The 24,589-nt window shown below is 51.0% G+C and carries 20 protein-coding genes and 1 riboswitch; of the genes, 2 read left to right on the top strand and 18 right to left on the bottom strand.

Going from position 1 to position 24,589, the window contains the following annotated elements; all coding sequences use genetic code 11:
* Positions 1-57: 57 nt before the first annotated feature.
* The 8 genes from BM412_RS32685 to BM412_RS26675 all read right to left on the bottom strand — a co-directional run bounded on the left by BM412_RS32685 (position 58) and on the right by BM412_RS26675 (position 11,079).
* Positions 58-2,598, bottom strand: a complete 2,541-nt coding sequence (locus tag BM412_RS32685; protein ID WP_091224755.1) for an ATP-binding cassette domain-containing protein — start codon at positions 2,596-2,598, stop codon at positions 58-60.
* Complete coding sequence (locus BM412_RS26705; RefSeq protein WP_091224754.1) at positions 2,571-3,461, bottom strand: energy-coupling factor transporter transmembrane component T; 891 nt, start codon at positions 3,459-3,461, stop codon at positions 2,571-2,573. The genes BM412_RS32685 and BM412_RS26705 overlap by 28 nt, the downstream gene beginning before the upstream one ends.
* On the bottom strand, positions 3,458-4,492 hold the full coding sequence (locus BM412_RS26700) for a DUF4430 domain-containing protein (protein WP_177246107.1): 1,035 nt from the start codon (positions 4,490-4,492) through the stop codon (positions 3,458-3,460). The genes BM412_RS26705 and BM412_RS26700 overlap by 4 nt, the downstream gene beginning before the upstream one ends.
* A 130-nt stretch (positions 4,493-4,622) precedes the next feature.
* Positions 4,623-4,816: riboswitch (cobalamin riboswitch) on the bottom strand.
* Between the two features lie 81 nt (positions 4,817-4,897).
* Positions 4,898-6,460, bottom strand: a complete 1,563-nt coding sequence (locus BM412_RS26695; RefSeq protein WP_091224753.1) for an SAM-dependent methyltransferase — start codon at positions 6,458-6,460, stop codon at positions 4,898-4,900.
* A gap of 250 nt (positions 6,461-6,710) precedes the next feature.
* Positions 6,711-7,958, bottom strand: a complete 1,248-nt coding sequence (locus BM412_RS26690; RefSeq protein ID WP_256256608.1) for an MFS transporter — start codon at positions 7,956-7,958, stop codon at positions 6,711-6,713.
* A gap of 43 nt (positions 7,959-8,001) precedes the next feature.
* Positions 8,002-9,960 carry a GTP-binding protein gene (locus BM412_RS26685; RefSeq protein ID WP_091224752.1) on the bottom strand — a complete coding sequence of 653 codons (1,959 nt, stop codon included), beginning with the start codon at positions 9,958-9,960 and terminating at the stop codon, positions 8,002-8,004.
* A gap of 163 nt (positions 9,961-10,123) precedes the next feature.
* Positions 10,124-10,720 (bottom strand): ankyrin repeat domain-containing protein, encoded by a 597-nt coding sequence (locus tag BM412_RS26680; RefSeq protein WP_091224751.1) that lies wholly within the window; start codon positions 10,718-10,720, stop codon positions 10,124-10,126.
* Positions 10,717-11,079 (bottom strand): winged helix-turn-helix transcriptional regulator, encoded by a 363-nt coding sequence (locus tag BM412_RS26675; protein WP_091224750.1) that lies wholly within the window; start codon positions 11,077-11,079, stop codon positions 10,717-10,719. Before BM412_RS26675 ends, BM412_RS26680 begins: the two co-directional genes overlap by 4 nt.
* A gap of 145 nt (positions 11,080-11,224) precedes the next feature.
* Between BM412_RS26675 and BM412_RS26670 the strand changes: the two genes are divergently transcribed.
* Both BM412_RS26670 and BM412_RS26665 read left to right on the top strand, forming a co-directional pair.
* On the top strand, positions 11,225-11,866 hold the full coding sequence (locus BM412_RS26670) for an NAD(P)-dependent oxidoreductase (RefSeq protein WP_091224749.1): 642 nt from the start codon (positions 11,225-11,227) through the stop codon (positions 11,864-11,866).
* A gap of 40 nt (positions 11,867-11,906) precedes the next feature.
* Positions 11,907-12,614 (top strand): DsbA family oxidoreductase, encoded by a 708-nt coding sequence (locus tag BM412_RS26665; protein ID WP_091224748.1) that lies wholly within the window; start codon positions 11,907-11,909, stop codon positions 12,612-12,614.
* A 159-nt stretch (positions 12,615-12,773) separates the two neighbouring features.
* Here the strand turns inward: BM412_RS26665 and BM412_RS26660 are convergent, their stop codons facing one another.
* From BM412_RS26660 to BM412_RS26615, 10 genes are all read right to left on the bottom strand, one after another.
* Positions 12,774-13,118: a hypothetical protein gene (locus BM412_RS26660; protein WP_091224747.1), complete on the bottom strand. Its 345-nt coding sequence runs from the start codon at positions 13,116-13,118 to the stop codon at positions 12,774-12,776.
* 27 nt (positions 13,119-13,145) lie between these two features.
* Entirely contained in the window at positions 13,146-14,342 is a 1,197-nt protein-coding gene (locus tag BM412_RS26655) for a ParM/StbA family protein (RefSeq protein ID WP_091224746.1), read from the bottom strand.
* 178 nt (positions 14,343-14,520) lie between these two features.
* Complete coding sequence (locus BM412_RS26650; protein ID WP_256256607.1) at positions 14,521-16,323, bottom strand: ABC transporter ATP-binding protein; 1,803 nt, start codon at positions 16,321-16,323, stop codon at positions 14,521-14,523.
* Complete coding sequence (locus BM412_RS26645) at positions 16,313-18,058, bottom strand: ABC transporter ATP-binding protein (RefSeq protein ID WP_091224745.1); 1,746 nt, start codon at positions 18,056-18,058, stop codon at positions 16,313-16,315. The genes BM412_RS26650 and BM412_RS26645 overlap by 11 nt, the downstream gene beginning before the upstream one ends.
* Positions 18,059-18,061: 3 nt before the next feature.
* A complete protein-coding gene (locus tag BM412_RS26640; RefSeq protein WP_091225065.1) occupies positions 18,062-18,367 on the bottom strand; it encodes a hypothetical protein in 306 nt (101 codons plus the stop codon).
* A 160-nt stretch (positions 18,368-18,527) separates the two neighbouring features.
* Entirely contained in the window at positions 18,528-19,391 is an 864-nt protein-coding gene (locus BM412_RS26635; RefSeq protein ID WP_091224744.1) for a DUF5666 domain-containing protein, read from the bottom strand.
* A complete protein-coding gene (locus BM412_RS26630; RefSeq protein WP_091224743.1) occupies positions 19,372-19,869 on the bottom strand; it encodes an RNA polymerase sigma factor in 498 nt (165 codons plus the stop codon). The genes BM412_RS26635 and BM412_RS26630 overlap by 20 nt, the downstream gene beginning before the upstream one ends.
* A gap of 509 nt (positions 19,870-20,378) precedes the next feature.
* Complete coding sequence (locus BM412_RS26625) at positions 20,379-21,182, bottom strand: histidinol-phosphatase HisJ family protein (protein WP_177246106.1); 804 nt, start codon at positions 21,180-21,182, stop codon at positions 20,379-20,381.
* Between the two features lie 92 nt (positions 21,183-21,274).
* On the bottom strand, positions 21,275-22,912 hold the full coding sequence (locus BM412_RS26620) for an ATP-binding protein (RefSeq protein WP_091224741.1): 1,638 nt from the start codon (positions 22,910-22,912) through the stop codon (positions 21,275-21,277).
* Between the two features lie 149 nt (positions 22,913-23,061).
* On the bottom strand, positions 23,062-24,585 hold the full coding sequence (locus BM412_RS26615) for an ABC transporter substrate-binding protein (protein ID WP_256256629.1): 1,524 nt from the start codon (positions 24,583-24,585) through the stop codon (positions 23,062-23,064).
* Between the last annotated feature and the right edge of the window lie 4 nt (positions 24,586-24,589).

The raw sequence follows: 24,589 nt of genomic DNA, 5'->3' as shown, positions 1-24,589 counted from the left end.
GATTAGCGTGCTCGTTGTGGAGAAGAAGCCTGGGATCTTGGTATCCCAGGCTTTTCGTTATTGTGCGCTTCCTATTGTGTCGTGGTCGGATACGGCCGACACCATCCCGTACTTCTCTTTGATCCGGTCTAATTTCTCAAGCAAAGGCCGCGATAGCACGAATAAGAACAGCACCGTTGCCCCCGCATGTATTAAATCGAACGGAATTCCCTGTATGCAAGCTATGACTAACATGGCGATTGTAGGATTCGTTTGCGTCATCCATACCGAAGAGAAATTCATAATACAACCATAGATAATAAAGGTCGCCAGGCCGCCAAACATGCATAAAACGAGCCGATTTCTGCGTAGAATGCCTTTCTTGAAGAGCAGGCCCGCAAGAAAACCGATGATGCCAAAGGCAAACATCTGCCAAGGCGTCCAAGGCCCTTGGCCGAAAAAGTAATTGGATACAAACCCCGTAATCGCACCTACCAGAAACCCGGCCTCTGCCCCGAATGCGATCCCCGATATAATCACAATGGCGACAACCGGCTTGAATTGGGGCACCATGAAGAACGCCATTCTGCCCACGACGCCAATGGTACACAGCACGGATAAGGTCACGATCTCTCTAGCCTGCGGCTTCCTTCCCTCATAGATCATCATGAACGGAAGCATCGTTTCCAGAATCACCAGCATGGAAATAAAATAGTACTTCCGATCATTCAAATAATAGATGCCGCACCAAATCGTCAACGGAATGAACAGCAATACGAGAAGTGCGGCGGCGAGTGTTCGTTTGGAGAGATTCCGATGTTCAATGGGCATTTGTTCGTGTGCCATTGGAGTGGTTTTGCTTACTGGCGGCGGCTTGGGCTTTGCACGGTCCGCTTTGGTTAACGACACGGGTTTCTTCATCTTCGGCTTGATCGGATAGTCGTTTATTTCCGGTTCGCCGTGAAAAGCGCTTATAACATCATTCGTTGTAATGGCCTTCGGAATTAAGTCCCGCGCCATCCGGTTCGCTGCTGTCGTATAGAAGCTGTTGCCTGCGAAGAAATCCCGCGGGCTTCCTTCCGATACGATCCCCCCGTCGAAGAACATGGCACAACGGTCGGCGAAGTTTGCACAGAACTCGATATCGTGGCTGACCATTACAATCGCCGTTCCCTGCTGCTTTAGATGGAGCAAGATAGCTGCTAATTGCAGTTTATACTGGGCATCGAGCCCCTTGGTCGGTTCATCCAACAGAAGGATAGCCGGCTCAAGGAGCAGCACCTTGGCAAGAGCAGCTTTCTGCTGTTCACCTCCGGATAGATCATAAGGATGTCGATGCAGCAAGTCTTGCAAACCGCATAAATCCGCCATGTAATTAACGCTCTCTTGGACCGCTTCTTTATGGAATCCTCGTCCGGATAGCACTTCCTTAAGGTCTGCCTCAACGGTTTGGCGAACGAACAGCGCCTGCGGGTTTTGAGGTAACACACCCAGCAGCCCCTGATATTTCTCGCCGCCTGGAATCTCGTCGATCGGCCGTCCTTGAATCAGCACACGTCCACGGTAGGGTTTGCGCAGCCCGGCGATTAGAGATAGTGTCGTCGTTTTGCCGGTACCGTTACCGCCTACGATGGCATAGAGTTCTCCCGGGTATACTTTTGCTTGCAATCCCTTAATAATGTCGGAATCGTTTTTGTCATATTTAAACCAAGCCTCATCTACCTCGACAATAGGCTCCCGTTGCCTGTTCGCCATAACGAACTCTGCAATATCCCTCTTGTATTTCCTTGTTTTCGCAAGTTCTCTCAGAAACTGTCGACCTTCGCGGACCGTGGTCGGACAAGGTAAGTTATTGTCGATTTTTGCACATATTCGCACAGGAGCAGGCATGGCATGGAACATAGAATGGCCCAATTCACGAAGCCTTAAGCCGACCTCTGTTGGCGCACCCGTTGCGAGGATAGAGGCACGGTCCATAACGACGACCGTATCTGAGAGCGGAAGCACGTCTTCAAGCCGATGCTCCGATAGGATGATGGTGACACCAAGCTCGCGGTTGATTTTGGCGATGGTGGCCAGAAATTCCGCGGCAGCAATGGGATCGAGCTGGCTTGTGGGCTCATCCAAAATGAGGGCCTGAGGCTGCATGGCCATAATGGAGGCCAGATTGAGCAGCTGTTTCTGCCCGCCGGAGAGCTCGTTTACCTTCTTGTGAAACCAGTCCTGGATACCGAAGAAGCTGGCCATTTCCGCGACGCGACGCCGGATCTCAGAGGTGCTGAAGCCCAAGCTTTCCAGTCCGAAAGCCAGCTCATGCCATACCTTGTCCGTAACAATCTGATTGTCGGGGGATTGCAGGACGTAGCCGATCTGAGCGACTTGCTGCCGCCTGTCTAAAAGAGGGAGAGGCGTCCCTTGAAATCGAACTTCTCCGCTTCGGGCGCCATGAGGGGTAAGATCGGTTTTCAAATGGCGGAGCAGCGTTGATTTGCCGCAGCCGGATTGTCCGCAGATCAGCATAAACTCCCCTTCGCGAATGGATAAAGAAATATCGTCTAACGCTTTCTTCTCCGAGCCGGGGTAAGTGAACGTCAAATGTCGGATTGCGAAAGCTTCCATTTCCTGTCCTCCCAACTATTAATCATCAGCGGCGCTGCGCATAATACGGCGTAGGCCAGAAACAAGCTGAAGCTGAATACCGATAGATCAACGCCGCGCATGGAAGGAAAATACCTGAAGAACAGCCCCTTAGCCATTGCGCCTGCGATGAGATATATACCGATTATCGCCATACTGATCGTCGCGATGCGGTCACGGCGGCCGAACTTAAAGAGGGAGAAGGCCGTTCTCCCCTTTAATCCGTAGCCTCTGCTCTTCATGGAGTCCGCCGTTTCGATGGCGTTCTCCAGCATCCAGGTCACCATGATCGATAGAATTCGAATGCCGTGCTTGATTCTAACGAAGACGCCGCCACTCGACAGATCCCTGCCGATGCATTTCTGCGCATAGGATACTACGGCAAGCTGCGCCTTAAACTTCGGAACAAAACGCAGCACCATCGAGAAAAAGAGGGAGAGGACCGGGATGACGGTACCGAAGAGGTAAATGAACTTATCCGAGGTCATGACTGCGTTGTAACACGTGAACCAGCTAATAACCGTTACAAACATCGCAGCCGCTGCGATGCCGTAGGCAATGGATTCCAGCGTCAAGGGATTGCCGCTGTGCAAATACGTTAGGATCGTAACTCCCTCATGATTGAATGCGGGATTAATGATGGCTGTTAGCAAAAGCATAGGCAGCATATAGAAGAGCTGAAAGCCGATCGCTTTCCGACCGCTCAGGTTAATCGAATAGGCGATTGCGAAGATCATCGATATCGCTAAGCAGACCGGATGCATGAACACCATAGCGAACAGGATCACTAGGACGAAATACAGGAAGTTGACGAAGGGGTGATAGCCGGAGAAGGCGTCTTTCATGATTTTCCGCCGTCGGTAGAAGCATAAGTGTCCCCTACATCTCGGCCCAAATCGCAGGTGTATACCCACTCGATTACATCGCCTTGTTTCAGTTGATACCGGCTTGCGCCGTAGTTCGGAAACCAGCCGTTCACCTTATACATCCACCCGGATAACTCCCCGCAGTCGAATTCGTACAAATTATTGATTCCCTCGATATACGCGGAGTTGTACATAGGCATATTCTCAAATTCCATCGGAATCTTGTTCTTCTTCATTTCACGCTGCAGCACGTTAAACACGGACTCGCCTTCATAGAAGGTCACTTTCTGCGACTTGAAAATGACGCCATCCTTAGGGACGAGCTCGACCTTCTCGGCATCCAATTGATCCATACGATCAAGGATTGTGGCACAGCTCACGGAGAGATACGCTGTCATGACCTTATTGGAGATTTCTGCCTTCTGCGGTTCGACGGGAGTCGGCTTTCCTTCCGGAACGGGTTCGGTCTGATAGGGATCCTTTCCGGCATCCGGCTTGGCTGGAGGCTTCGCGTCCGTTGAAGGAGGCTTCGTTGCTCCCTTCGGCGGCGTGGAAGGCTTGGTTTGTGCTGATGTGTTTGAGTTTGAGCCTGAGTTTGAGCCTGAGTCTGAGTTTGAATTTGAGTTTGAGTTTGAGTTTGAACCTGAGTCCGGCTTAGGCTTCACCGACTGATCAGGCTTAGGAGAGGCGATCACTCCATCATCAGGACTTGCCGGCTCCTGTGCTTGTTCGGCAGCCTCATCAGTTAGTGCCGGTGATTTATCCTCTGTAGAGCCCGGCTCCGACTGCTCGGTTGAAGGATCGGCCGTTGACTCCGACTCGGATTCAGCGGCAGGTGTTGGCGAAGTCGAAGCCGACTCTTCTCCCGCCGGATTCGTCATTTCCGTCGCCGTTTGTACGGTCGTCCGTTCACTCTTCTTCGTCGTCGAAGGACTGCTGCTATAGAAAGCAATAATGAGGACAACGACGACAATCGCCGCCGCAATAAATCTTGTTCCGTTTGGTTTCATGCACCTATGTCTCCTTCGTTGTTCAGAAAAACAAGAAAAACCCCTGATTCTTATCGAATCAAGGGCAGCCGGCGTCGTCAATTACACGAATAGACAACAAAAAAAGCACCGCCTCCATCATCCGTAGAGTCCGTGAAAATCCAATCAAGGCAGGTCTCCTGGCTATGCGTCAACGCTTCTCTATGCCTTCCCGGCTTATGGGCCAGTGGCGTCTTCTAGATCAGCTCTTCATTTACAGTGGCGGGACCGCGCCGGATTTGCACCGGACTTCCCTATTAAGCAGCGCTTATCGACTAAGCGTGCACCTTGATCGCGCTATTCAATTGCTATTCATACTATAGAAGAACAATGCTTTTGTCTATCCATTGCTGCAGTAATTGCAAAGCCTATCCTGAAGCAGCCGCCCTATTCTTCTGCGGTCAGCGCATGCAGCAGCGCCAAGGCATCCTCATGCTCCGGCTCCAGGACGAGCGCATCGCGCAAGTAAACCATTGCCGCTTCCTTGTCCCCCTGCTCGTAGCTGCATATCGCCAGACAGAATAAGACGGTCGGCACAGACTCGTCTTCGTCGGTTTCAATCGATAAGCTCAGGAATTCCTTCGCGTCATCGTAGAATTCCATCTCAAACAGCAGCAGCCCGGCATCGAGTGCCAAATCGTAACGCTGCTCCATCACATAGAAGGATGACCACATGATGTGAATGCCATTTTGAATATCCATTAATTCCTCTTCGCCCGCTTCAGGCAGCAGAGCCGAGATGCGTTTCGTGCTCTGGATAAAGAACTCCGCGTCGTACCCGCCAAGCCGCCAAAAGGCCAGGATTTGCTGCAGCCCCATCGTGCCGGAATGCTGGTCGACCCACTCCTTCAAACTGAAGAACTCGTCCGGCCCAAACCGGTCGACAAAGCGTCGAAAAGCAAGCCGCGTGTTGGCATACCGCATAGGCGATTCCAGCATGAGGATACAGCCGACATTAATCGCGTGATAATGATGCTCCTTCGTAAAGAGCGACAGTCCGCCTCGCTGCTCCAGCACATGCTGAATCGCATGATAGTTGGCCGTTAACGAGAAGCTGCCGTGATGGAAGAACTCCGGCGGGTCCGCAAGGTCCCAATGCTCCAGCCGGTGATCGCCTTTATCCGCCGTGATCAGCAGAAACCCTGCCTGTGACAGCCGATGAAGCCGATCCAAGCAGGTCAATCCGGCAACCGGAAACAGGATATAAGAATCATCCAGCTCCGTCACATACATGTCGATCAGGTCGTGATACGGATAGGTTTTCTCTGTGTATTCAGGTGCCGGGCGATTCACGTAATTCAGCTTCATTTGCTTCAATTTCTCTGAAGTCGTAAGCTCCTTGAGATTATCCGGAAATTCGACGCTGATGTCGCACTCATAAACCTTGCCGTCATGGACATAGATCAACTCTTGCGGAATCACATCGAAGAAATAATTCGCGACGATCAGCAGCGGCTGCTTCAAATCGCCCGGACGTATCGTAGTTTGCGCTACTGCCAGATGCACCTCAGTATCCTGTACCGCATCAAACCTTGCAAAGTCCAGCAGTCCCTCCCGAATGAACGGCTGCAAGGCGGGATGCTGCTGCCACGCCAATACGTTCTTAGAGGCCAGGTCGGTCATCACGTACCGGAAAGGCGGCAGCTCGATACCCGCGTAATCGCGCAGCTCGCACAATCGATGCAAGGTGTGAAATGCAAGTCGCCCTGCGCCTGCACCCAGTTCCATAATCGTAACCGGCTCGCTTAAATCCCCCATACCGGCCCGGTCTTGCAGAAATCCGAAAATCATCTCCGCGTAGGAGGTAGCCATCATCGGATTACTCGATATATATTGCGGGACTTGGTCATTATTCCAAGCCTTCATGCCTTCTTCTTCATAATAGTTGCGCTGCAACTCCCAAATCGGAGCTTCGCTGAAACGAAACTGCTGTCGTTGATTTTCTGCCATACCGTGTAAACCTGCTTTCTGTGTCACCACTCTAGAATGATTATGGACGAATGTATAGCTTCAATTTACCTTGTCTCATCATAAGGCTTACGAAGGAGGAGTACCAACAAATGTCGGATTTTTCCCGTATAGTACGCAATTTGCTCCCATTACAATGCCCATCCGGGTACGGAATATGTAGCTATACCTGACGAAAATAACCAAAAGGACGCCACGACGGGCGCCCTCTTCACTGTAATTATGATACCGACTAGGCGTGCAGCTTGTCATCCTTCGGCAGGAATATCGCGAGGATGCCGAGCAGCGGCAAGTACGCGCACAGCTTCATCATATATTCAATACTGGTCGCATCGGCGATCCAGCCAAGAACGGCCGAGCCCAAACCGCCGATACCAAATGCGAGCCCGAAGAACAGCCCCGATACGAGACCGACCTTGCCTGGCATTAGCTCCTGCGCGAATACGACAATGATCGAGAATGCCGAAGACAGCACGAACCCTGCACAGATACACATCACGCATGTCCAAAACAGATCGCAATACGGCAGCAGCAGCGAGAACGGCGCCGTACCGAGAATCGAGAACCAAATGATATTTTTCCGCCCGTAGCGATCCGCGAGCGGTCCGCCGAAGAAGGTTCCTGCCGCGGCTGCCGCCAGGAACGCAAACAGAAACAACTGCGCATGCTGCACGGAAACCCCGAACGTATCCATGAGATAGAAACTATAATAGCTGCTCAAGCTGGACATATAAATATGCTTCGATACCACCAGAAACACCAGAATAACGATGGCCCATGTAATTTGTTTGCTGGATAATCCGATTCGCGCGACGGCAGCAGAAGCAGCAGATTCATGCTTCACGCTCGAAGCCGCCTTCTTCTGGACTACGTTAGGACGCAGCTGCAGTCCATGATCCCGATACCAGCGCGCGACATAGCTCTGAATCAGAATGGCTGCGATTGCCGCAATGGAGAACCACAGGACGCTGATTTGTCCGAGCGGCACGAAGATCGCAGCGCTCATGATCGGCCCAAGCGCGCCGCCGATATTCCCGCCCACTTGGAAGATCGACTGCGCCAGCCCTCTTTGGCCCCCTGCAGCCAAATAGGCTACGCGCGAGGATTCGGGATGAAAGATCGCCGACCCGATACCGATCATCATGACCGCAATCACGATATAGGCGTACTCGGGAGCCAGCGCGAGCGCAACAACGCCGATCAGCGTAAAGCACACCCCGATCGGCAATATATAAGGCCGCGGGCGTTTGTCCGCATACATGCCGACCATCGGCTGGATCACCGCTGCCGTAATGTTCATCGCGAAGGCAATAAACCCGATCTGTTTATAGCTTAATTGCAGCGAATCGCGCAAGATCGGAAACAGCGCCGTTACGGTGGATTGCATCGTATCATTAAGTAAATGAACGATGCTGATTGCGAATATGATCGGAAATACGGTAGCGCCTACCGGAATTCCTTTGGTTAATGCTTTTGCCACGTTGAGGTCCCTCCCCTAAAGCAAGTTGAAACAACCTTGCCGCTTATAATAAATGCATCTTTGCTTCTGCCTCATCCCAAGCGACCGTATACCCATGTCCCTTCGCGCAAAAAATCGACGACGAGCTGTACAGCGGATCCGCATCCTTCCGGTAACCCTTCCGCTCGATCACCGCTTGTTCGTTATGACAACGATCATAACCCCCGAAGACGAAGCGCGCAATCCCTCTGCCATGTGTAAAAGAAGCCAGTTCCGTGCTGTAATCCATGAAGGTAGCGACAGGAACTTTACCCGTAATGACCGCGTGCGTAGGGGTCGTTACAGGCGGCTCGAACACGCCGGAGGCCCGCTGAATATCCGATAACACGCGGCCCATATCGTCGATTTCCACTTTGATCTTATACTCGTAATAGGGCTCAAGCAGGATATTCTCCGCTTTCTCCAAGCCTTGTCTGAGCGCGCGGAACGCAGCCTCGCGAAAATCGCCGCCGTGCGTATGTTCATTATGGCCGGCGCCCGTCAGCAGCGTCACCACAATGTCGGTGAGCGGCATGCCTGTTAACAGTCCATGATGGTCTCGCTCATAGAGATGCGTTTTGACGAGATTCTGATTGCCGATGCTTAGATCATTCGCATGACATTCATTCCTAAACGTCAATCCGCTGCCCCGCTCCCCCGGCTCCAGGCGCAGATGCACCTCGGCATAATGCTTGAGCGGCTCGAAGTGGCCGTATCCGTTCACGGTCGTCGTTATCGTTTCTTTATACAGAATTTCCGGGCTGCCGAAGGTGACGGCGAACCGGAATCGTTCTCTGACAAGCTGCTCCAGCACCTCCAGCTGGATGAGGCCCATCACGTGAATATGGATCTCCTGCAAGCTTTCCTCCCAGATGACATTCAAGGACGGATCCTCGGCATTCAGCACTTGGAAAGCTTTGAGCACATCCTTCACATTCAGCTCAGCTGCAAAAATCACCTTCGCCGTCAGCGTCGGTACCATATCGTAAACCAGCTTATCCGAATACACGCCTAAGCCCTGGCCCGCCTCAGCGCTTGAAAGTCCGGTCACGGCAAACAGATCGCCTGCCGAAACCTGATCGATTGCTTGCGACTTGTTCCCGTTAACGAGGAGGAGCCGCGTCACTTTCTCGCAAATCTGATCGTCCCCGCTCCCATAACACAGTTCATCGCGCACCTTCAGCGTGCCGCTCAAAGCCTTGATATAGGTTAGGCGTACGCCGTTTTGGTCATGGCGGATTTTATAGACGCGCCCTCCGAATGGGGCCAGCTCATCATAATCTACCGTTGTCAGCTCATGCAGCTGATCCAGAAATTCGATCACGCCTATATCCTGCAACGCCGATCCGCTTGCGCACGGGAAGAGCTTATGTTCGCGAATCTGATGCTGCAGCGTTCGCAGCCAGAATGCATTGTCTTCCTCACCCGCCAGGAACATGTCCAATAACGTTTCATCCCGCTCCGCCATACTTTCCAGCAATGCCTCTCCGACTTGGCCGTCTGCCGCGAAATGCCCCGTGATCATACAAGCATCTGCGGTCAGATGCATGCGAATCTCCTCGAGCACGCGGGCAACATCGGCACCGACCCGATCCGTTTTGTTAATAAACAAGAACGTCGGTATCCTGTGCTTATGAAGCAGCTGCCACACCGTTTCGGTATGCCCCTGAATGCCTTCAACCGCACTGATGACAAGGATTGCGGCATCCATCACCTGGACCGCCCGCTCCATCTCCGGCGAGAAATCGACATGCCCCGGCGTATCGATTAGGTAATAGGCAGTCCCTCTATAAGCCATAACGGCTTGGTCGGCGAATACCGTGATGCCTCTTGCCCGTTCGATCTCGTGACTGTCGAGATAGGCATCCTTATGATCAACTCTGCCGCGCTCCCGAATGCTATGCGTATGGTACAGCAGCTGCTCGGCCAGTGTGGTTTTGCCTGCATCCACATGAGCAAACATGCCAATCGTTTTTCGATTCATCTTTATGGATCACCTTGATTTCACTGTGGGATTACTTCTTCCTGTCTTCGGTCACACCTGCCCATTATCATATCACACCGCGCACATGGGCGAGCTGAATTTCGGATTACTTTGCCGCAAAAGAAAAACCTCCAAGACCCTTGGTCTTAGAGGTACACCGCTACTAACGCGCTCCCGCTTGCAGCAGCATCTGTTCAATTTCCTTGAACCGGCGATCACGCTTGGCATGCTGGAGCGGCGTAACGCCGTCTCGATCGGCGATATTTACGTCGGCTCCGTGATCGAGAAGCAGTCTCGCGATCTGTTGGTACTTCGGCCCGCCGTTTGTGAGAACGACCACTTCCAGCAGCGCCGTCCAGCCGAGATTGTTGATGTGGTTGACGTTCACATCCGTCGTCGTAAGCAGTACTCTTACATTCTCCACATGGCCTTTCTCCGAAGCAGGAATGAGTGCATTGCCGCCATATCGATTGGTTAGCTTCATATCCGCGCCGGCTTCAATAAGGAGCTTGAGAATATCGAGCCGCCCTTCGGCACCCGCATAGAGGAAAGGATTATCGCGCATATTGTCTTGCACATTGATATCGGCTCCGGCTTCGATTAACAAACGGACCACATCCGGCTTGTTCGCATGCGTGGCGGCCATGATCGCTGTTCTGCCCCTGGCGTCCTGCTCATTGATGTTCGCCCCTTCGTTCAGAAAGCGGGCTACCTTCTCCACATCGCCTCGTTCAGCAGCAGCAATCAGCTCTTTGCTCATATGCTCTCTCCGCCTTTCTTGCTTTTGGTGTACTTCTTGCCCCACTCGCCCATGCTCTCCAGAATGGGAATGAAGCTTTCCCCCGCTTCCGTCAGCGAATATTCCACTTTGGGAGGAACCTCCTGATACACTTTTCTGTGAATCATTTGATCCTTCTCCAGCTCCCTCAGCTGGCTGGTCAGAATGCCTTTGGAAATGCCGGGTACTAATCGCTGCAGCTCCCCGAACCGTCTTGTCTCTCTCAGATGCCACAAAATGATGATTTTCCACTTCCCTGCAATGACGTTCTGCGTTTCCGTAACCGGGCAAACCTCGATTTGTTCCTCGGGGATGCTTCCTTCGAATTGGGTCCGAGCCATCGTAAATCCTCCTCAATTCTTATGGTCTTATTTTTGTGACTATGTTATAAAAATGTGCCTACTACCGAAAATCCAATTATCCCTATACTATTGGACTATACAGCAAAACACAACTACTGCAAGATAGAACCGGGAGGAATTATCCATGAAAATCGCCATTATCGGCGCTACAGGCAAAGCCGGAAGTCTTATTGCGAAAGAAGCTTCCGATCGCGGCCATGAAGTAACGGCCATCGTAAGAAACGCTGCAAGAATCACCGATACCGCCATCCACGTGCTTGAGAAAGACATTTTCGCTCTCACCGGATCGGATCTGGCATCCTTCGACGTCGTAGTGAATACGTATAAAGCGCCCGATGGCGAGGAACATCTATACATCGATGCCGGCAGAGCTTTGGTTCAAGCCCTCGAAGAAACGCCAAGCACCAAATTGATCGTCGTGGGCGGTGCCGGAAGCCTCTTCGTTGACGAAACGAATACAACCAAGCTCATGGATACCCCGGGCTTCCCGGCTTTCGTGTATCCGACCGCTTCCAATGCGGGGAAACAGCTTGATGAATTGAGAAACACGACCTCGATTACATGGACGTATATTAGCCCCGCTGCCTTCTTCAATCCCGATGGCAAACGAACAGGGTCTTATACAGTAGGGAAAGATCATGTTATCTTGAATAGTCAGGGTCAGAGCTATATCAGCTACGCCGACTACGCCATCGCCGTACTCGATGAAATCGAACAGCCGAAGCATGTGAATGAGCGCATCACGCTGGTGGGCGAAGCCGAATAACTCATTCCCTAAATTTGAATTCCGATTGGAGGCATTTGAGATGCAAGTAGAGATTTGGTCGGACTTTGCGTGTCCGTTCTGTTATATCGGCAAGCGCCGCTTCGAGAAAGCGCTGGCCGCGTTTGAACATCGCGATCAGGTTCAGGTAATTTACCGCAGCTTCGAATTAGACCCTCATTCGCCGAAGCATGTGCCTCATGACGTGTATGACATGTTATCCGGCAAATACGGCATGAGCCGGCAAGAAGCAATCAAGATGAATCAAAATCTTGCTCAGCAAGCAGCTGCAGACGGGCTGGACTTTCGTTTCGCCGGCTTGGCGCTGACGAATACATTCGATGCGCATCGTCTGAGACATTTCGCCGAGAAAGCCGGCAAAGGTGCCGAGGTATCCGAACTGTTATTCCGCGCTTATTTCACTGAAAATAAAAATGTGAGCGATCACGAGACGCTCGCCGATATAGCGGTGGCGGTCGGACTCGATCGCAACGAAACGCTATCCCTGCTGGCCGGAGAGCAGTTCTCCGACCGCGTCCGCGCTGAAGAAGCCGATGGGCGCTCGCTCGGCATACGCGGCGTTCCGTACTATATCATCGACCGGAAGCAGACCTTGTCCGGCGCCCAGCAGGAGACCATGTTCCTGAAAGCCCTGCAGCAAGCATGGGGCGACCGGCAGCCTCTCGAGAGCTCGGACGTAGACGGCGACAGTTGTATCGATGGGATTTGTGCCGTTCCGGAGAAGAAGTAACCCTCGCTCGTGACAATGCAAAGCCCCTTCCTCGGATGATGGAAGGGGCTTTATTCGTCACACCTTATGGTGCTTGGTAACACCGAGTATTACGCGGTATTACTTCATGTTACCGTGTAACGCCAGGTAACACCGGGTAATACTTCGCGTCACTCCGTATTAGCTCCACGCCTCAATATCGCCATCATCGATTTCTTCCGCTTCTTCTTCCGCTGCTTCCTCTTCTTCTTCCTCCTCGATTGTCGCCGCCAGCTGCTGCCTGTCTGTCGTAATCTGACGATATGCCGCTCCCAATGCATCCGGAGAGTCCTGCAAGTTCGTCCTCTCCATAGGAATATAGGCCTGTAAATTCCGAACCCCATTCAGCGTGATTTCCTTCTCCACCAAATAACGAAAGGAATCCATCAGATTCGACTGCGCATTCAGCCAAGCCATAACAAGCGGGTCCTCTGTCTTCTTCGTTTTGAGGCTGATATTGCCGCCGGGAAGCTTTGTCTTTTTCATCCAAATCACCTCAACCTACCAGGCTCGCTATGCCGGTTGCTCCGCTTTATTTTTCAGCGCTTCATAGATCTTGCCCCGTACGAAAGCATCCAGCCCCGTCGCATTTAGCTCAACCGCGTAGTCCGAAGGCATATAGAGCAGCTTGATCTCCCGCTCATCGCAGGCCTCCTTCAAATACGGATATAAGACAGTACGCATCAGAATACTCCCGCCGCCATAGACGCAGATGAGATCGATCTCATTGCGCGCTTTGGTCAGCTGCTTCTTCACATGCTGCACGATTTGCTTCACTTGGCTTTCCAGCGGCCTGCGCAACGTTTTGAGCGCCCGTGCATGGTATTTATGCTTCGGATTCTTGAGCACATCGCTGAAGAACTGCCTCGGACTATCCGGCAAATGAATGAGTCGGTTAAACTCCTGCAGCGCTTCCTCTATCGCATATCCCGCACCATGATGACTGCCGTGAATGAACTGCCGCAGGAACTTATTGCCCTCCGTAATCGGGTATTCCGTCGAGCCGTCGCCAATATCGACATGAAGGATCCGTTTATCCTTGAAATAGCTGCCGTTGAATTTCTTCTCGAGTCCGTAGGTCGCGGCAAAATCGGCAAAAATATCCCCTTCTCTCCAGTTCCCCGCCGCATCCTTCTGCAGCGTGAAGATAACCGGCGTCGCTTCGGGCACAACCTTCACGAACGGGAAGCTGACTTTGACGGCTACGCGCTGCACGCCTAAATGCACCGTCACATGATGCACATCGGAAGTGAACCGCTTCTCAAACCTGGCAGAGCTCTCGTCGGTATGCTGTGTAACCGGCAGTGCGGTCGCCATATCCACCTCGACATCAATCTGCGATGGGATCTTCTTCTCGTCCTCGAATGCCTTCTGCACGGCTAGCGCTGCGATCTGAGCCAGCGTATTAATGACCGGCAGATCCATCTCGCTTTTCGAATCGATGCCAATCTGAATCGTATCAATAATCTCGCCGCTCTCCAGCGCAAACTTTCCGACATAGTACATCCCCGGCCTCGCGGCAGGCGAATCCACCGTGACTACCAGCTGATCCTGCAGGTTTCGCACAAAACTCTCCGGCGCTTGCTCCTCGCTCCATGGAAGCTCGTCCACTCTGCAATTCACATTGGGCTGCTGAATCAATTTGCCGTCAATGATCAGATCATGCTCACTGTTTCCGTTATCGTTGCCTACAAAGAAATGATAGTTCATTATCGATTTCCTCCTTAGGTGAAATGCTGAAATGCATCCCCTCGGTATTACTTTGACATACCAAGTATTAGTTAGCATCTACCCAGAGTCCCATCGATCATTAGTCTTCTCTCATTTGAATTTGTCGGAAAATGGGGCCAGTCCCTAAAAAAGACCACCTCAACGGTGGCCTTAAATCTTAAGCTTGCTGATACATATGGGAATAGAATCCATTCCTCTTCATGAGCTCTTCATGCGAACCTTGTTCGATGACTTCACCGCCGTTAATGACAAGAATGGCATCCGCCTCCCTGATCGTGCTGAGCCTATGGGCGATAACGAAGCTGGTTTTCCCCTTCATTAACGTCTTCATCGCCTCTTGGATGTGCAGCTCCGTCCTCGTATCCACACTGCTTGTCGCCTCGTCCAGAATCAAGATGGCGGGATTAGCCAGCACGGCACGGGCTATCGTGAGCAGCTGCCTTTGCCCTTGGCTCAAATTACTGCCTTCCGCATTCAAATGCGTATCGTAGCCCTGCGGCAGTTTTCGAATAAACGTATCCGCATTCGCGAGCGAAGCCGCCTCTTCCACCTCTAGATCGGTAGCATCCAACCGGCCGTAGCGGATATTGTCTCGAATCGTGCCCGAGAATACATACGCATCCTGCAGCACCAATCCAATTTGACTGCGTAACTCCTGTTTATCGAGCTCCTGAATATCCCGGCCGTCAATTAGAATCCGTCCGGATTGAATATCGTAGAATCGCGTAAGAAGGTTAATAACCGTCGTTTTCCCCGCGCCCGTCGGACCCACTAAGGCAATCATCTGACCGGGAGATGCTTGCAGCGATAGGTTCTTCAGAACAGCTGCGTCCGGCTTATAGCCGAAGTTAACCTGATCGAACACCACCTCTCCTTTGATGGGCTGACTAGGCTTACTTGGGGCTCCTTCCGTATGCTCGGGCTTTATATCCAGTACTTCAAACACGCGCTCCGCTCCGGCAATGGCGGATTGAAACAAATTATATTGATTGGCAAGCTGATTGATCGGCTGGCTGAATTGATTCGAATAGTTGAGGAAGCTGACGATGATGCCGATCGTGATCACTTCATGGTAGGCAAAGACGCCGCCGAACACCGCAATCACGACGAAGGTCAAATTACGCATGGTGTTCATCATCGGTCCCATCGAACCGGAGAGGCTTTGCGCTTTCACGCCAACGACTCGCAATCGTTCATTGATTTCGCGGAACTGCTCAATCGACTTGGTCTCCCTGCCGAACACCTTGACGACCTTCAAGCCGGAGATATTCTCCTGAACGAAACCGTTCACTTCGCCAAGATATTTCTGCTGCTGCGAGAAATACTGGCGGGTAATTTTCGTGATTTTCTTAGTGATATACGCGATGAGCGGAACCGTTAGAATCGTAATCAGCGTCATCCATGCGCTCAGGCTAAGCATCATCACTACGCTGCCAACAAGCATCAAAACACTGGAAATCAGTTGAACGACCGTTTGGTTCAGCGTATTGGAAACGTTAGCGATATCATTGGTCGCTCTGCTCATCAGCTCGCCATGTGTGCGCCCATCGAAGAACTGCACAGGCAGTCCATGATAATGGTCGAATAAATCCTGACGCATATCCCGAACCGTATGCTGGGATAAGCTCGAAGCCATGTATTGCTGGATCCAAGTGAACACCGCCCCTGCCAAATACACGCCTAATAAAATCAAACCCATCTGAACAAAACCCTCATATTGACGGGGGACAATGTAGTCGTCGATCATTTGACCGATTAAATAAGGGCCCAGCAGCGCGAGAACGGATGTTACTATCGTACAGATGATTACGAACCACAATGAGCGGCGTTGAAGCAGCAAGTAACGGCCTATTCTTCGCAGCGTCCCTTTCGTATCCTTCGACCTGACTTTAGAAGCTCCCAAGTGTGGGCCTTGGCCCGGGCGGAAGCCCATCTGATCGAAATTCGCCTTACCCGACATGGAACACCTCCTGACTGCCGTATTGCGACCGATAAATATCCTGATACACTTCGCACTGCTGCAATAACTCGGCATGAGTCCCGCTTCCTACGATGGAGCCCTCGTCGAGCACCAGAATCTTCTGCGCCTCGAGCGCTGAGGATATCCGCTGCGTGATGAGGAAAGTGATGCTATCTGCCGATAAGTCTGCCAAAGCCATTCGGAGCCGTCTTTCCGTTCCGAGATCCAGGGCGCTCGTGCTGTCATCCATGATAATAATAGGCGGCTTGATGAGCAGCGCTCTCGCAATGGAAATCCGCTGCTTCTGTCCCCCGGATAGATTGACGCCTTTCTGACCAAGGAGCGTGTCATACCCTTCAGGCATTGCCGAAATAAAATCATGCGCTTGAGCAAGCCTAGCCGCCTGTTCAATGTCCTCCTGCGTTGCATCCGATTTGCCGAATCCGATGTTATCTCGAATCGTTCCCGTGAACAGAAACGATTCCTGAAGGATCATGCCGATATGGCGCCGAAGCTCAGCAAGCGGGAGGTTCCGAATATCCTTCCCATCGATCTCGATGGCACCCGATGAGACCTCATACAGCCTCGGGATCAATTGGACGAGCGTCGATTTCCCGGCCCCCGTCGCACCGATAATAGCGACTGTTTCGCCGCGGCGGGCTTCCAGTGTAATATTTCGCAAGGCCAAACTATTGGATTCAGCCGTTCGATTGTAGGAGAAAGCCACATCTTGAAGCTTTACATGCTGCGCTGTTATAGAAGTCGATGTTACATGATCCGCATCCTTGATATAGGGCTGCGTCGATAACACTTCTTGAATGCGTCTCGCGGATACGCTAGCCTGCGAAACGTTGATCAGCAACCCGCTCACCATTAACAAAGAAGACAGCACCTGCACGACATAGTTTACGAAAGCGACCAAATCCCCAACCCGCACCGATCCGAATGACACCAGGTCGCCGCCGTACAACAGGATGGCAACCAAGCAAGCATTCATAATGAAGGTCACAACCGGAGAATTCAGCGCGATGACTCGGGCTGCTTTAATGGAGACCTCCGTGTATTCACGGTTCACCTCTTGGAATTGCTTCGTTTCGTAGTCGGATCTGACGAAGGCCTTAATGACCCGAATGCCAGCCAAGTTCTCCTGTATCCGTATATTCACGGCATCCAGTTTAGCCTGAACAGTTGCGAACAACGGTGACGAGAATCGAATGAGCACAACAAGCGCGATGACTAAAAGGATCAAGGTACCCAGAAGGATAAGCCCTAGCCGAAGATTAATAATCAAAGCCATAACCACGCTGCCAATCAGCAGACTTGGTGCACGAACCAAACCTTGAAGCGCGATTTGCAGTAAATTCTGAACTTGAACAACATCGCTGGTCATTCGAGTTATTAACGAACCTGACTTAAACGTATCCATATTCTCAAACGAGAACGATTGCACCTTGGTGAACAGCGCTTCTCGAATGTCGGCCCCGAAGTTCTGGGAGGCGCGGCTTGCGAAGAGATTGCAGCCCACTCCCGTTACTAAGGAGAGCAGTGCTACCAATGCCATCAAGAGCCCCGTATGCTGGATCACGCTAAAATCGCGTTCCACGACGCCGAAATTAACGATATGAGCGGCCAGCGTCGGCTGCAGCAAATCAAAAAAGACCTCGAAGATCATAAAGAGCGGCCCGAGTATCATGAATTTCCAGTACGGCCTCAGGTATGCTTTAAGTCCCCACATCGTTTATTGGCTCCCTTCTCCTTCCTCAGCCTGTTGGTCCTCGCCTTCTGCTTCGCGAATTTCAAAATGCTCCGTATATTCGTTTATGATCTGTTCAATCGCTTTGAGTTCCCCAAGTATGACCGGCCTGATTTCTTGGAATTCCGGTGCATCCAGCTGTTGTTTCAACGTCGAGCGTTTGACGTTGAGCCTTGCCAAGAACTCAAGCGCCCGCCCGCGTCGGAAGGTCTGAGCGCCATGATGGTGATGATGTCTCCCCCTATGCCGCCCGCCTCCGTGCTTCTCGTGTTTCTCGCCTTTACCGTCCATATCTCTCAAATACGCCAACTCCTTTTGCATACAATTGTATACAAATAACTGTATACAATTGTATGCAGGTTGTCAAAGTGAAATGTAATGGAGCATAAAAAAAAGCGCCTCTCCATTTCTGGAGAGGCGAAATATCGAATGGATGGTAATGCCGGATCGCTTACTTCTGTGGAACCATGTTGTTGTAGATACGTGTAGCGTTCACTTTGCCTGTGCTTACATCTCCGGATGTAAATCCGGATACGATATTGCCTACAGTGAATTCTTTGGCCAGCAGCTCTTCAGACGGTGCTGCAGCAGTCGGGCCATCGATACCCAGTTGCGTTTCCGGTGTTACCGTAACCCAAAGGTCGCCAACTTTGAAGCTTTTGCCGTCTGCGCTTACTTCTGTAATCACGCCATCGATGTTAGCCATCATTTTGCCTGTTGTAGCCGGTTTTGTTGACTGACCTGCCTCACCAGTCTGTGGAGCCATGTTGTTGTAGATCACAGTTGCTTTCACTTTACCTGTGCTTACATCGTCCGACGTGAAGCCCGATACGATGTTGCCGACTTTAAATTCTTTCGACAGCAGATCTTCGGACGGCGCGGTTGCCGTTGGTTCGTTGCTGCCCCATTGCGTTTGATCCGTTACTTCGACCCACAGATCGCCTACTTTGAAGCTTTTGCCGTCTGCGCTCACTTCAGAGATCACGCCATCAATATTAACTCTTACTTTACCCATGATTGGCGGCTTCTGTGTATCAACAACTGCAGTCTGAGGAGGATTGGCAGGTGTCGTATCATTGTTCAATGTGAAGATACTAACCGCCAACACCGCACATGCTGCAATTCCAACTGTCCAACCTGTTAGTTTTTTTGTCATTACTTTTTCCATTTTCACTCGCCCCTTTGGGTTAATTGTATTGGTTTGTTCCTTGTCCATTTGCTGCATTTCCTGCATCAACTTCTTATATGTTGCTTCTTTGAAATCCTCGCTTGTTTTCACGTGGGACATCGCAGACTTATAAACAGATTTCTTCACGCTCGAGACCTCCAATCTTCTCTTTTAAGATTAAGCGTCCTCTTGCAAGCCAGGTTCCGACCGTCGCCGGCTTAGCCTGCATAATTTCTGCGATTTCCTGAATGGAATATCCCTCGTAATAGTGCAGATGAATCGGAATCCGGTACTTCTTGTCCAAAGCCAGAACAGCCTGTAGAACGTCGTTTTCTTCCTTCGGGAGGTAGCTTAGGTCTTCTGGGACGGGGTTCCTGTTTCTAAACCACCCGGCTTTAAGCATGTTCTTGCTTTTATTAATGGTTGTTCGAATCAGCCACGCCTTCTCATGTTCACTGGATTGAAATACAGGGCGCTTTTGCAAATAGGTGAGAAACACCTCCTGCGTCACTTCTTCTGCATCCGCTATATTTTTCAAGTAGGCAAAAGCAATTTTGATCATGCTTTGCGAATATAGATCCAAGGCCTGTCGCACAGATTCATTGAGCTCATATGAATCGTACACCTCAGCACCTCCTTTCACTTGTAATACAATTGAGCAGGCTCATATTTTTCATTGGGGCGAATATTTTTTTTAGCATGCGGTTATTTCGATAAAATCATGTCTGATGCGCAAACAAAAAAGGGCACCCTAACGGGTACCCTCAGGCTGCCCGAGAAAGTCCCGGCAGCTACTTTATTGTCTATATTTCATGGACAAAACTATAACGGTTGTCAGCGTGGCTATTTGATAAATATACGCCATTTTGAAATCCTTACGGTTGTGACAGACGTTATTTGCAGCAAATTGGCCGATACCCCGTGGAAAACGTTGAAATAAGCTCTTTGGCAACCGTTAGCCGCTAAACAGGGGCTATTTAGGCCTAATAACCGCTGTCACAACCGTTAGCGTTGGAATGCGACAATGTATGCACCCGTGCCGTGCCGGAATCTAAAAAACCGATGTTATATCAAATCCCCCTACTAACAGCAAAAAAGGCACCCTGATGGGTACCCTCCCTTTGCTTGTAAATCTTATAGCAGCACGAGCTGCGGAACACGATTGCGGAACTGCACGACTTCGTGAACATCATACGATTTCAATAACGTGATCGCCTCGCCGAAGCCTTGCTCTATACTGCCGAGCCGGTGTGCGTCAGAACCGAGCGAGAACAATTTGCCGCCTAGATCCAGGTACATCTCAATTAGGTACGTATGCGGATGAATCCATCCTTGCCGGAACAGCCCGGTCGTATTCAGCTCGAGTACCTTCTCCTTGCGAATGATCGTTTTCAATAGATCGTATAGAATCGGGCTGCAGCGCTCGTAATCCGCATGGCTTACCATCGACTTCGTATAACGAGCCACGTAATCGAGATGGGCGACCACGTCGTAATTGTCCATCCGATCGACGGCATCGCGTACATGCGTGAAATAATCCGCCAGGAGCACATCCATCGGCTGATTGTGGAAGGCCTCCTCGGCAAAATCAAGGACTCCGTTATTGTGGGCGGAAAGCAGCACCAAATCAAACGAGTAGCTCTCCAGATAACGATTGATCTCTTCATGGAAGTCTTTCCGATATCCGACCTCGATGCCCTTTCGGATCTCGATCTCATACCGCTGACGTAATGCGTCAACCTCTCGTTCATAGCTGTCCATATCGATGAGGACGTCTTTCTTGAAATACTTGCAGTCATAATCAAAATGATCGGTTGTCACAACGGCCGACTTGCCCAGCTTCGCCGCATGGGCAACAATGTGCTCCAACTTTTCTTCCGAATCAGGGGAATAATTAGAATGCACGTGCTGATCCACGATCGATTGGGGTACTTGCATCAACATTAACCTTCTTTCGTAATGATAGCCTAGAATTACACTATTATAAGCATGCAGTGTTAAATTCAGATCAAATACGAATGAATATATTGTTAGTTTGGTATCTGTACCCTTCTGACCGGCAGCTTAATCTCAATTAACGTCCCTTCATTCCCCTTGCTCTGGTACGCAATATCGCCAAAGTGCTGTTTAATAATGCGATGGCTGATCATAAGTCCGAGCCCTGTTCCCTTTTCCTTCAAGCTGTAGAAGGGTTGTCCCAACTGGGGCAGCAGTTCCTCGGGAATCCCGCAGCCATGGTCTTTGATCGAAATGACGTACTCTTCTTCGTCCTCGACTCTTAAATTGATGTGGATCTCTCCGCCACCCGGCATGGATTCCATGGCGTTCTTCAATATATTGAGGAATACCTGCTTCAGCTGATTTTTCTCGCATGTAATAGGAAATTGGGTTCCCGCAAATCCGCGAATAAACTCAATATTGTTCAGCAGAGCCTGCGGCGACAGAAACTCGACAGTTTCCTCGATCAGCTCTTTGAGATCGGTATCGGAAAGTTGAATGGATTGCGGCTTGGCAAGCGAAAGGAACTCATTCGTAATCATTTCAATCCGCTCAAGCTCGCTAAGGAGCAAGTCGCTGTTGCGCATCGAAGGATTTTCCCTCTTGTACAGCTGAAGGAACCCTTTCATCGTTGTCAGCGGATTGCGAATTTCATGCGCCACGCCGGCTGCCAACTTCCCGACAACGGACAGCTTCTCCGATTGCAGCAGAAACTCCTCCGCTTTCTTCCGTTCCGAAATATCGCGGCTAATAATAACGACGTGATCGATACTCCCCGTCTCTCCCACCACGGGTCTGCAACGGGACTCAAATTCGATCCATCGCCCATCCTTATGTCTCAGCCGGAATTCCATGGCATGTGATTCACTATGGGCAAACATTTTTTTGATCGCGCCCCGGAACATGGCCACATCGTCCTCATGTACGAACTTGCACAATTCAACCCCATCTAATTCAGAACGAATATACCCCAATACGTGCTCATGAGAAGGCGAGAAATAACTAACCGAATAATCCTTATCCATCAGAACAATAAGATCGGATGTGTTCTCCGCAATTAGTCGGTATTGGGATTCACTGACTTCCAGCGTCTTCTCCACGTAGTTCTTCTCTGCGATAATTCTACGGAGTCTCTCATTGGATTCAATAAGAAACCCGCCAATAACTACGCCTAACAGGACAAAGACCAAATACTGCACGTGAAAGAACGGCAATGCAATGAGAATTTGAAAAGTAAACACGGTGCACAAATAGCCAACGATGTAGCCACCGAATAATACCGCACTTTTTTGAAGTGGCGTAAGGCGAGGGATGTACTTGTATAGGCCGGTGAGAATCGCGATGTTTATGACCCAGCCTATGATGGCCGGCAGCCAGTTGCCGCCGGAGAGCAGTCTTGTAATTAAGGAAAATGAGCCTGCAATAATGCCCGGCACCGGCCCAAGATAGGCATATACCAGGATTACAGGCGCATATCGGATGTCGTAGGAATACCCTTGCTGCTTGACGGAGAGGATGACGAGAATAACGGAAACTAGCCCTGCATACACGCCGATCCACAGACGCATCTGCTTCAGTGAGCGGCGAATAATGAACGAACGGATGACCAAGGGAGTACTGACCAGGAGTGAGAATATAGAGAGATTAACAAAGTAATCAAATACGATCAATTCGCACCACCCTTATGAACTCATTGATGTCCATGACATGAAGGCTGATCTCTCTGGAACTCTCGTAGTTGTGATCACCTAATATTTGGTATAGGTGCCTCTTCGAAGTATAAACAATCTCAAAAACAGAATCAACACTTGAAATCAGGCTAGGAATGAGCAGCTCGCCAAGCATCGAGCTGCTTCTGTACTTCCATTCGAACCTCATTAATTCCTGCTTGCTGAAGCTCCTGATTAAACTTCGGCAGCACCGCATCCACGTTTACGCTGCCGGTCATCAGACTTGGGAAATACTTCTCCCAGACCATCTGAATGTTCTGCACTTGGATCGGTACGCGGGATAAGTCGGGCGTAAAGCCGAGCGTACTGGAATTGACCGCCTCCCGATTGCTGGCACGGAACTGATTCCATTTGTCCGGCGGATCCGGATATTCGCCGCCCATCGTTTTCAAAATAAACCAATTGCCTTGGGTATACTGCACGCCCCCATAGCTTGGCTGCGCACCCGGGATCGGTTTGCCGTCGCTGTCCTCCGGAGCCTTAGGCACCACCTGACCGTTACGATCCAGCGTGTAGTGCACGCCTTCAATGCCGAAGTTAAAGAGGTTGCGCACCTCGGGATCTGTGTTCAGCAGATTGAGGAACTTCACGCTCTCGATTGGATGTTTCGTATCGACGCTGACAGCCATAACCCCGCCGCGCATGGATTCTGTTGTGATCAGCGCCGGTGTTACCGGGTAAGCCACAAGCTTATATCCGCGATCTTTACTCCAGCTGTTCTCCGAGAGAGGCCCGCCTCCGGCTGCTTTCCAGAACACCTTCACGCCCCGCTTCAGCCCTTGGCTCTCGCGCATGCCGGCATCTTCATTGATATACCCTTTCACATAGTAGCGCCGAAGAATATCGAGCACCTGCCGGGCTTCTTTCGTTTCGAATATATTTACGACCGGCGAGCTCGGATCCAGCACGCGCACCATCAGCGGAAGCGTCTTCTCCGATACATACTCGAAACCGTCCAAAGCGAAGAAGTTCTGAGAATCCTTGTCGAGCTCCATCGGCTGATAGTCAGGTTCCTTCTCCTTGATCATCTGGAACAACGGTTCAAGGGAAGCGAGCGTGGTATATTTGGAAATATCGATCTTGTACTTCTTCACCAGCTCATCCGGGTACATCCACTGGTCACGTACCGCTAACTCCTTATTAGTCGGCACACCATAGATGCTCCCATCATCCATCCGCACGCCTTGCCAGAATTTCGGATCGATGGCATCATACATATCCTTACCCACATTCGATAAATAATCATTCAGCTTCAGCCATGCGCCGCGCTGTGCATAGGTGGTATATTCCGGCGCAAAAGCGATATCAAACGGCGTGCCCGCAGACACGAGCGTGTTCAGCCGATCTTCATACTCCTGCCAGCCCACCTTAATATAAGTGATCGTCACGCCGATTTTCTTCGCCAGCACCTCGTTGATCTTGTCGTTGACCATTTGCAGGTCCGCGTCGGGGTCTCCGATGGTGTAATAGATCAAATTCACCGTATTGCCGGGAATTGCGTTATTCTTGCCATTACCGGATGAGGAGAAACAGCCGGATACAAGCAGCATCAGCATCAGGACGAGCACGAAGGTGGCAACGAGGCGACTTGGATTCCGTTGTTGTCGTCGCATCACG

Origin of the sequence: Paenibacillus sp. BC26 (genome assembly GCF_900116125.1) — a bacterium.
GTDB classification, from domain to species: domain Bacteria; phylum Bacillota; class Bacilli; order Paenibacillales; family Paenibacillaceae; genus Paenibacillus_Z; species Paenibacillus_Z lignilyticus.
This window is presented reverse-complemented; position numbering and strand designations above follow the sequence as displayed.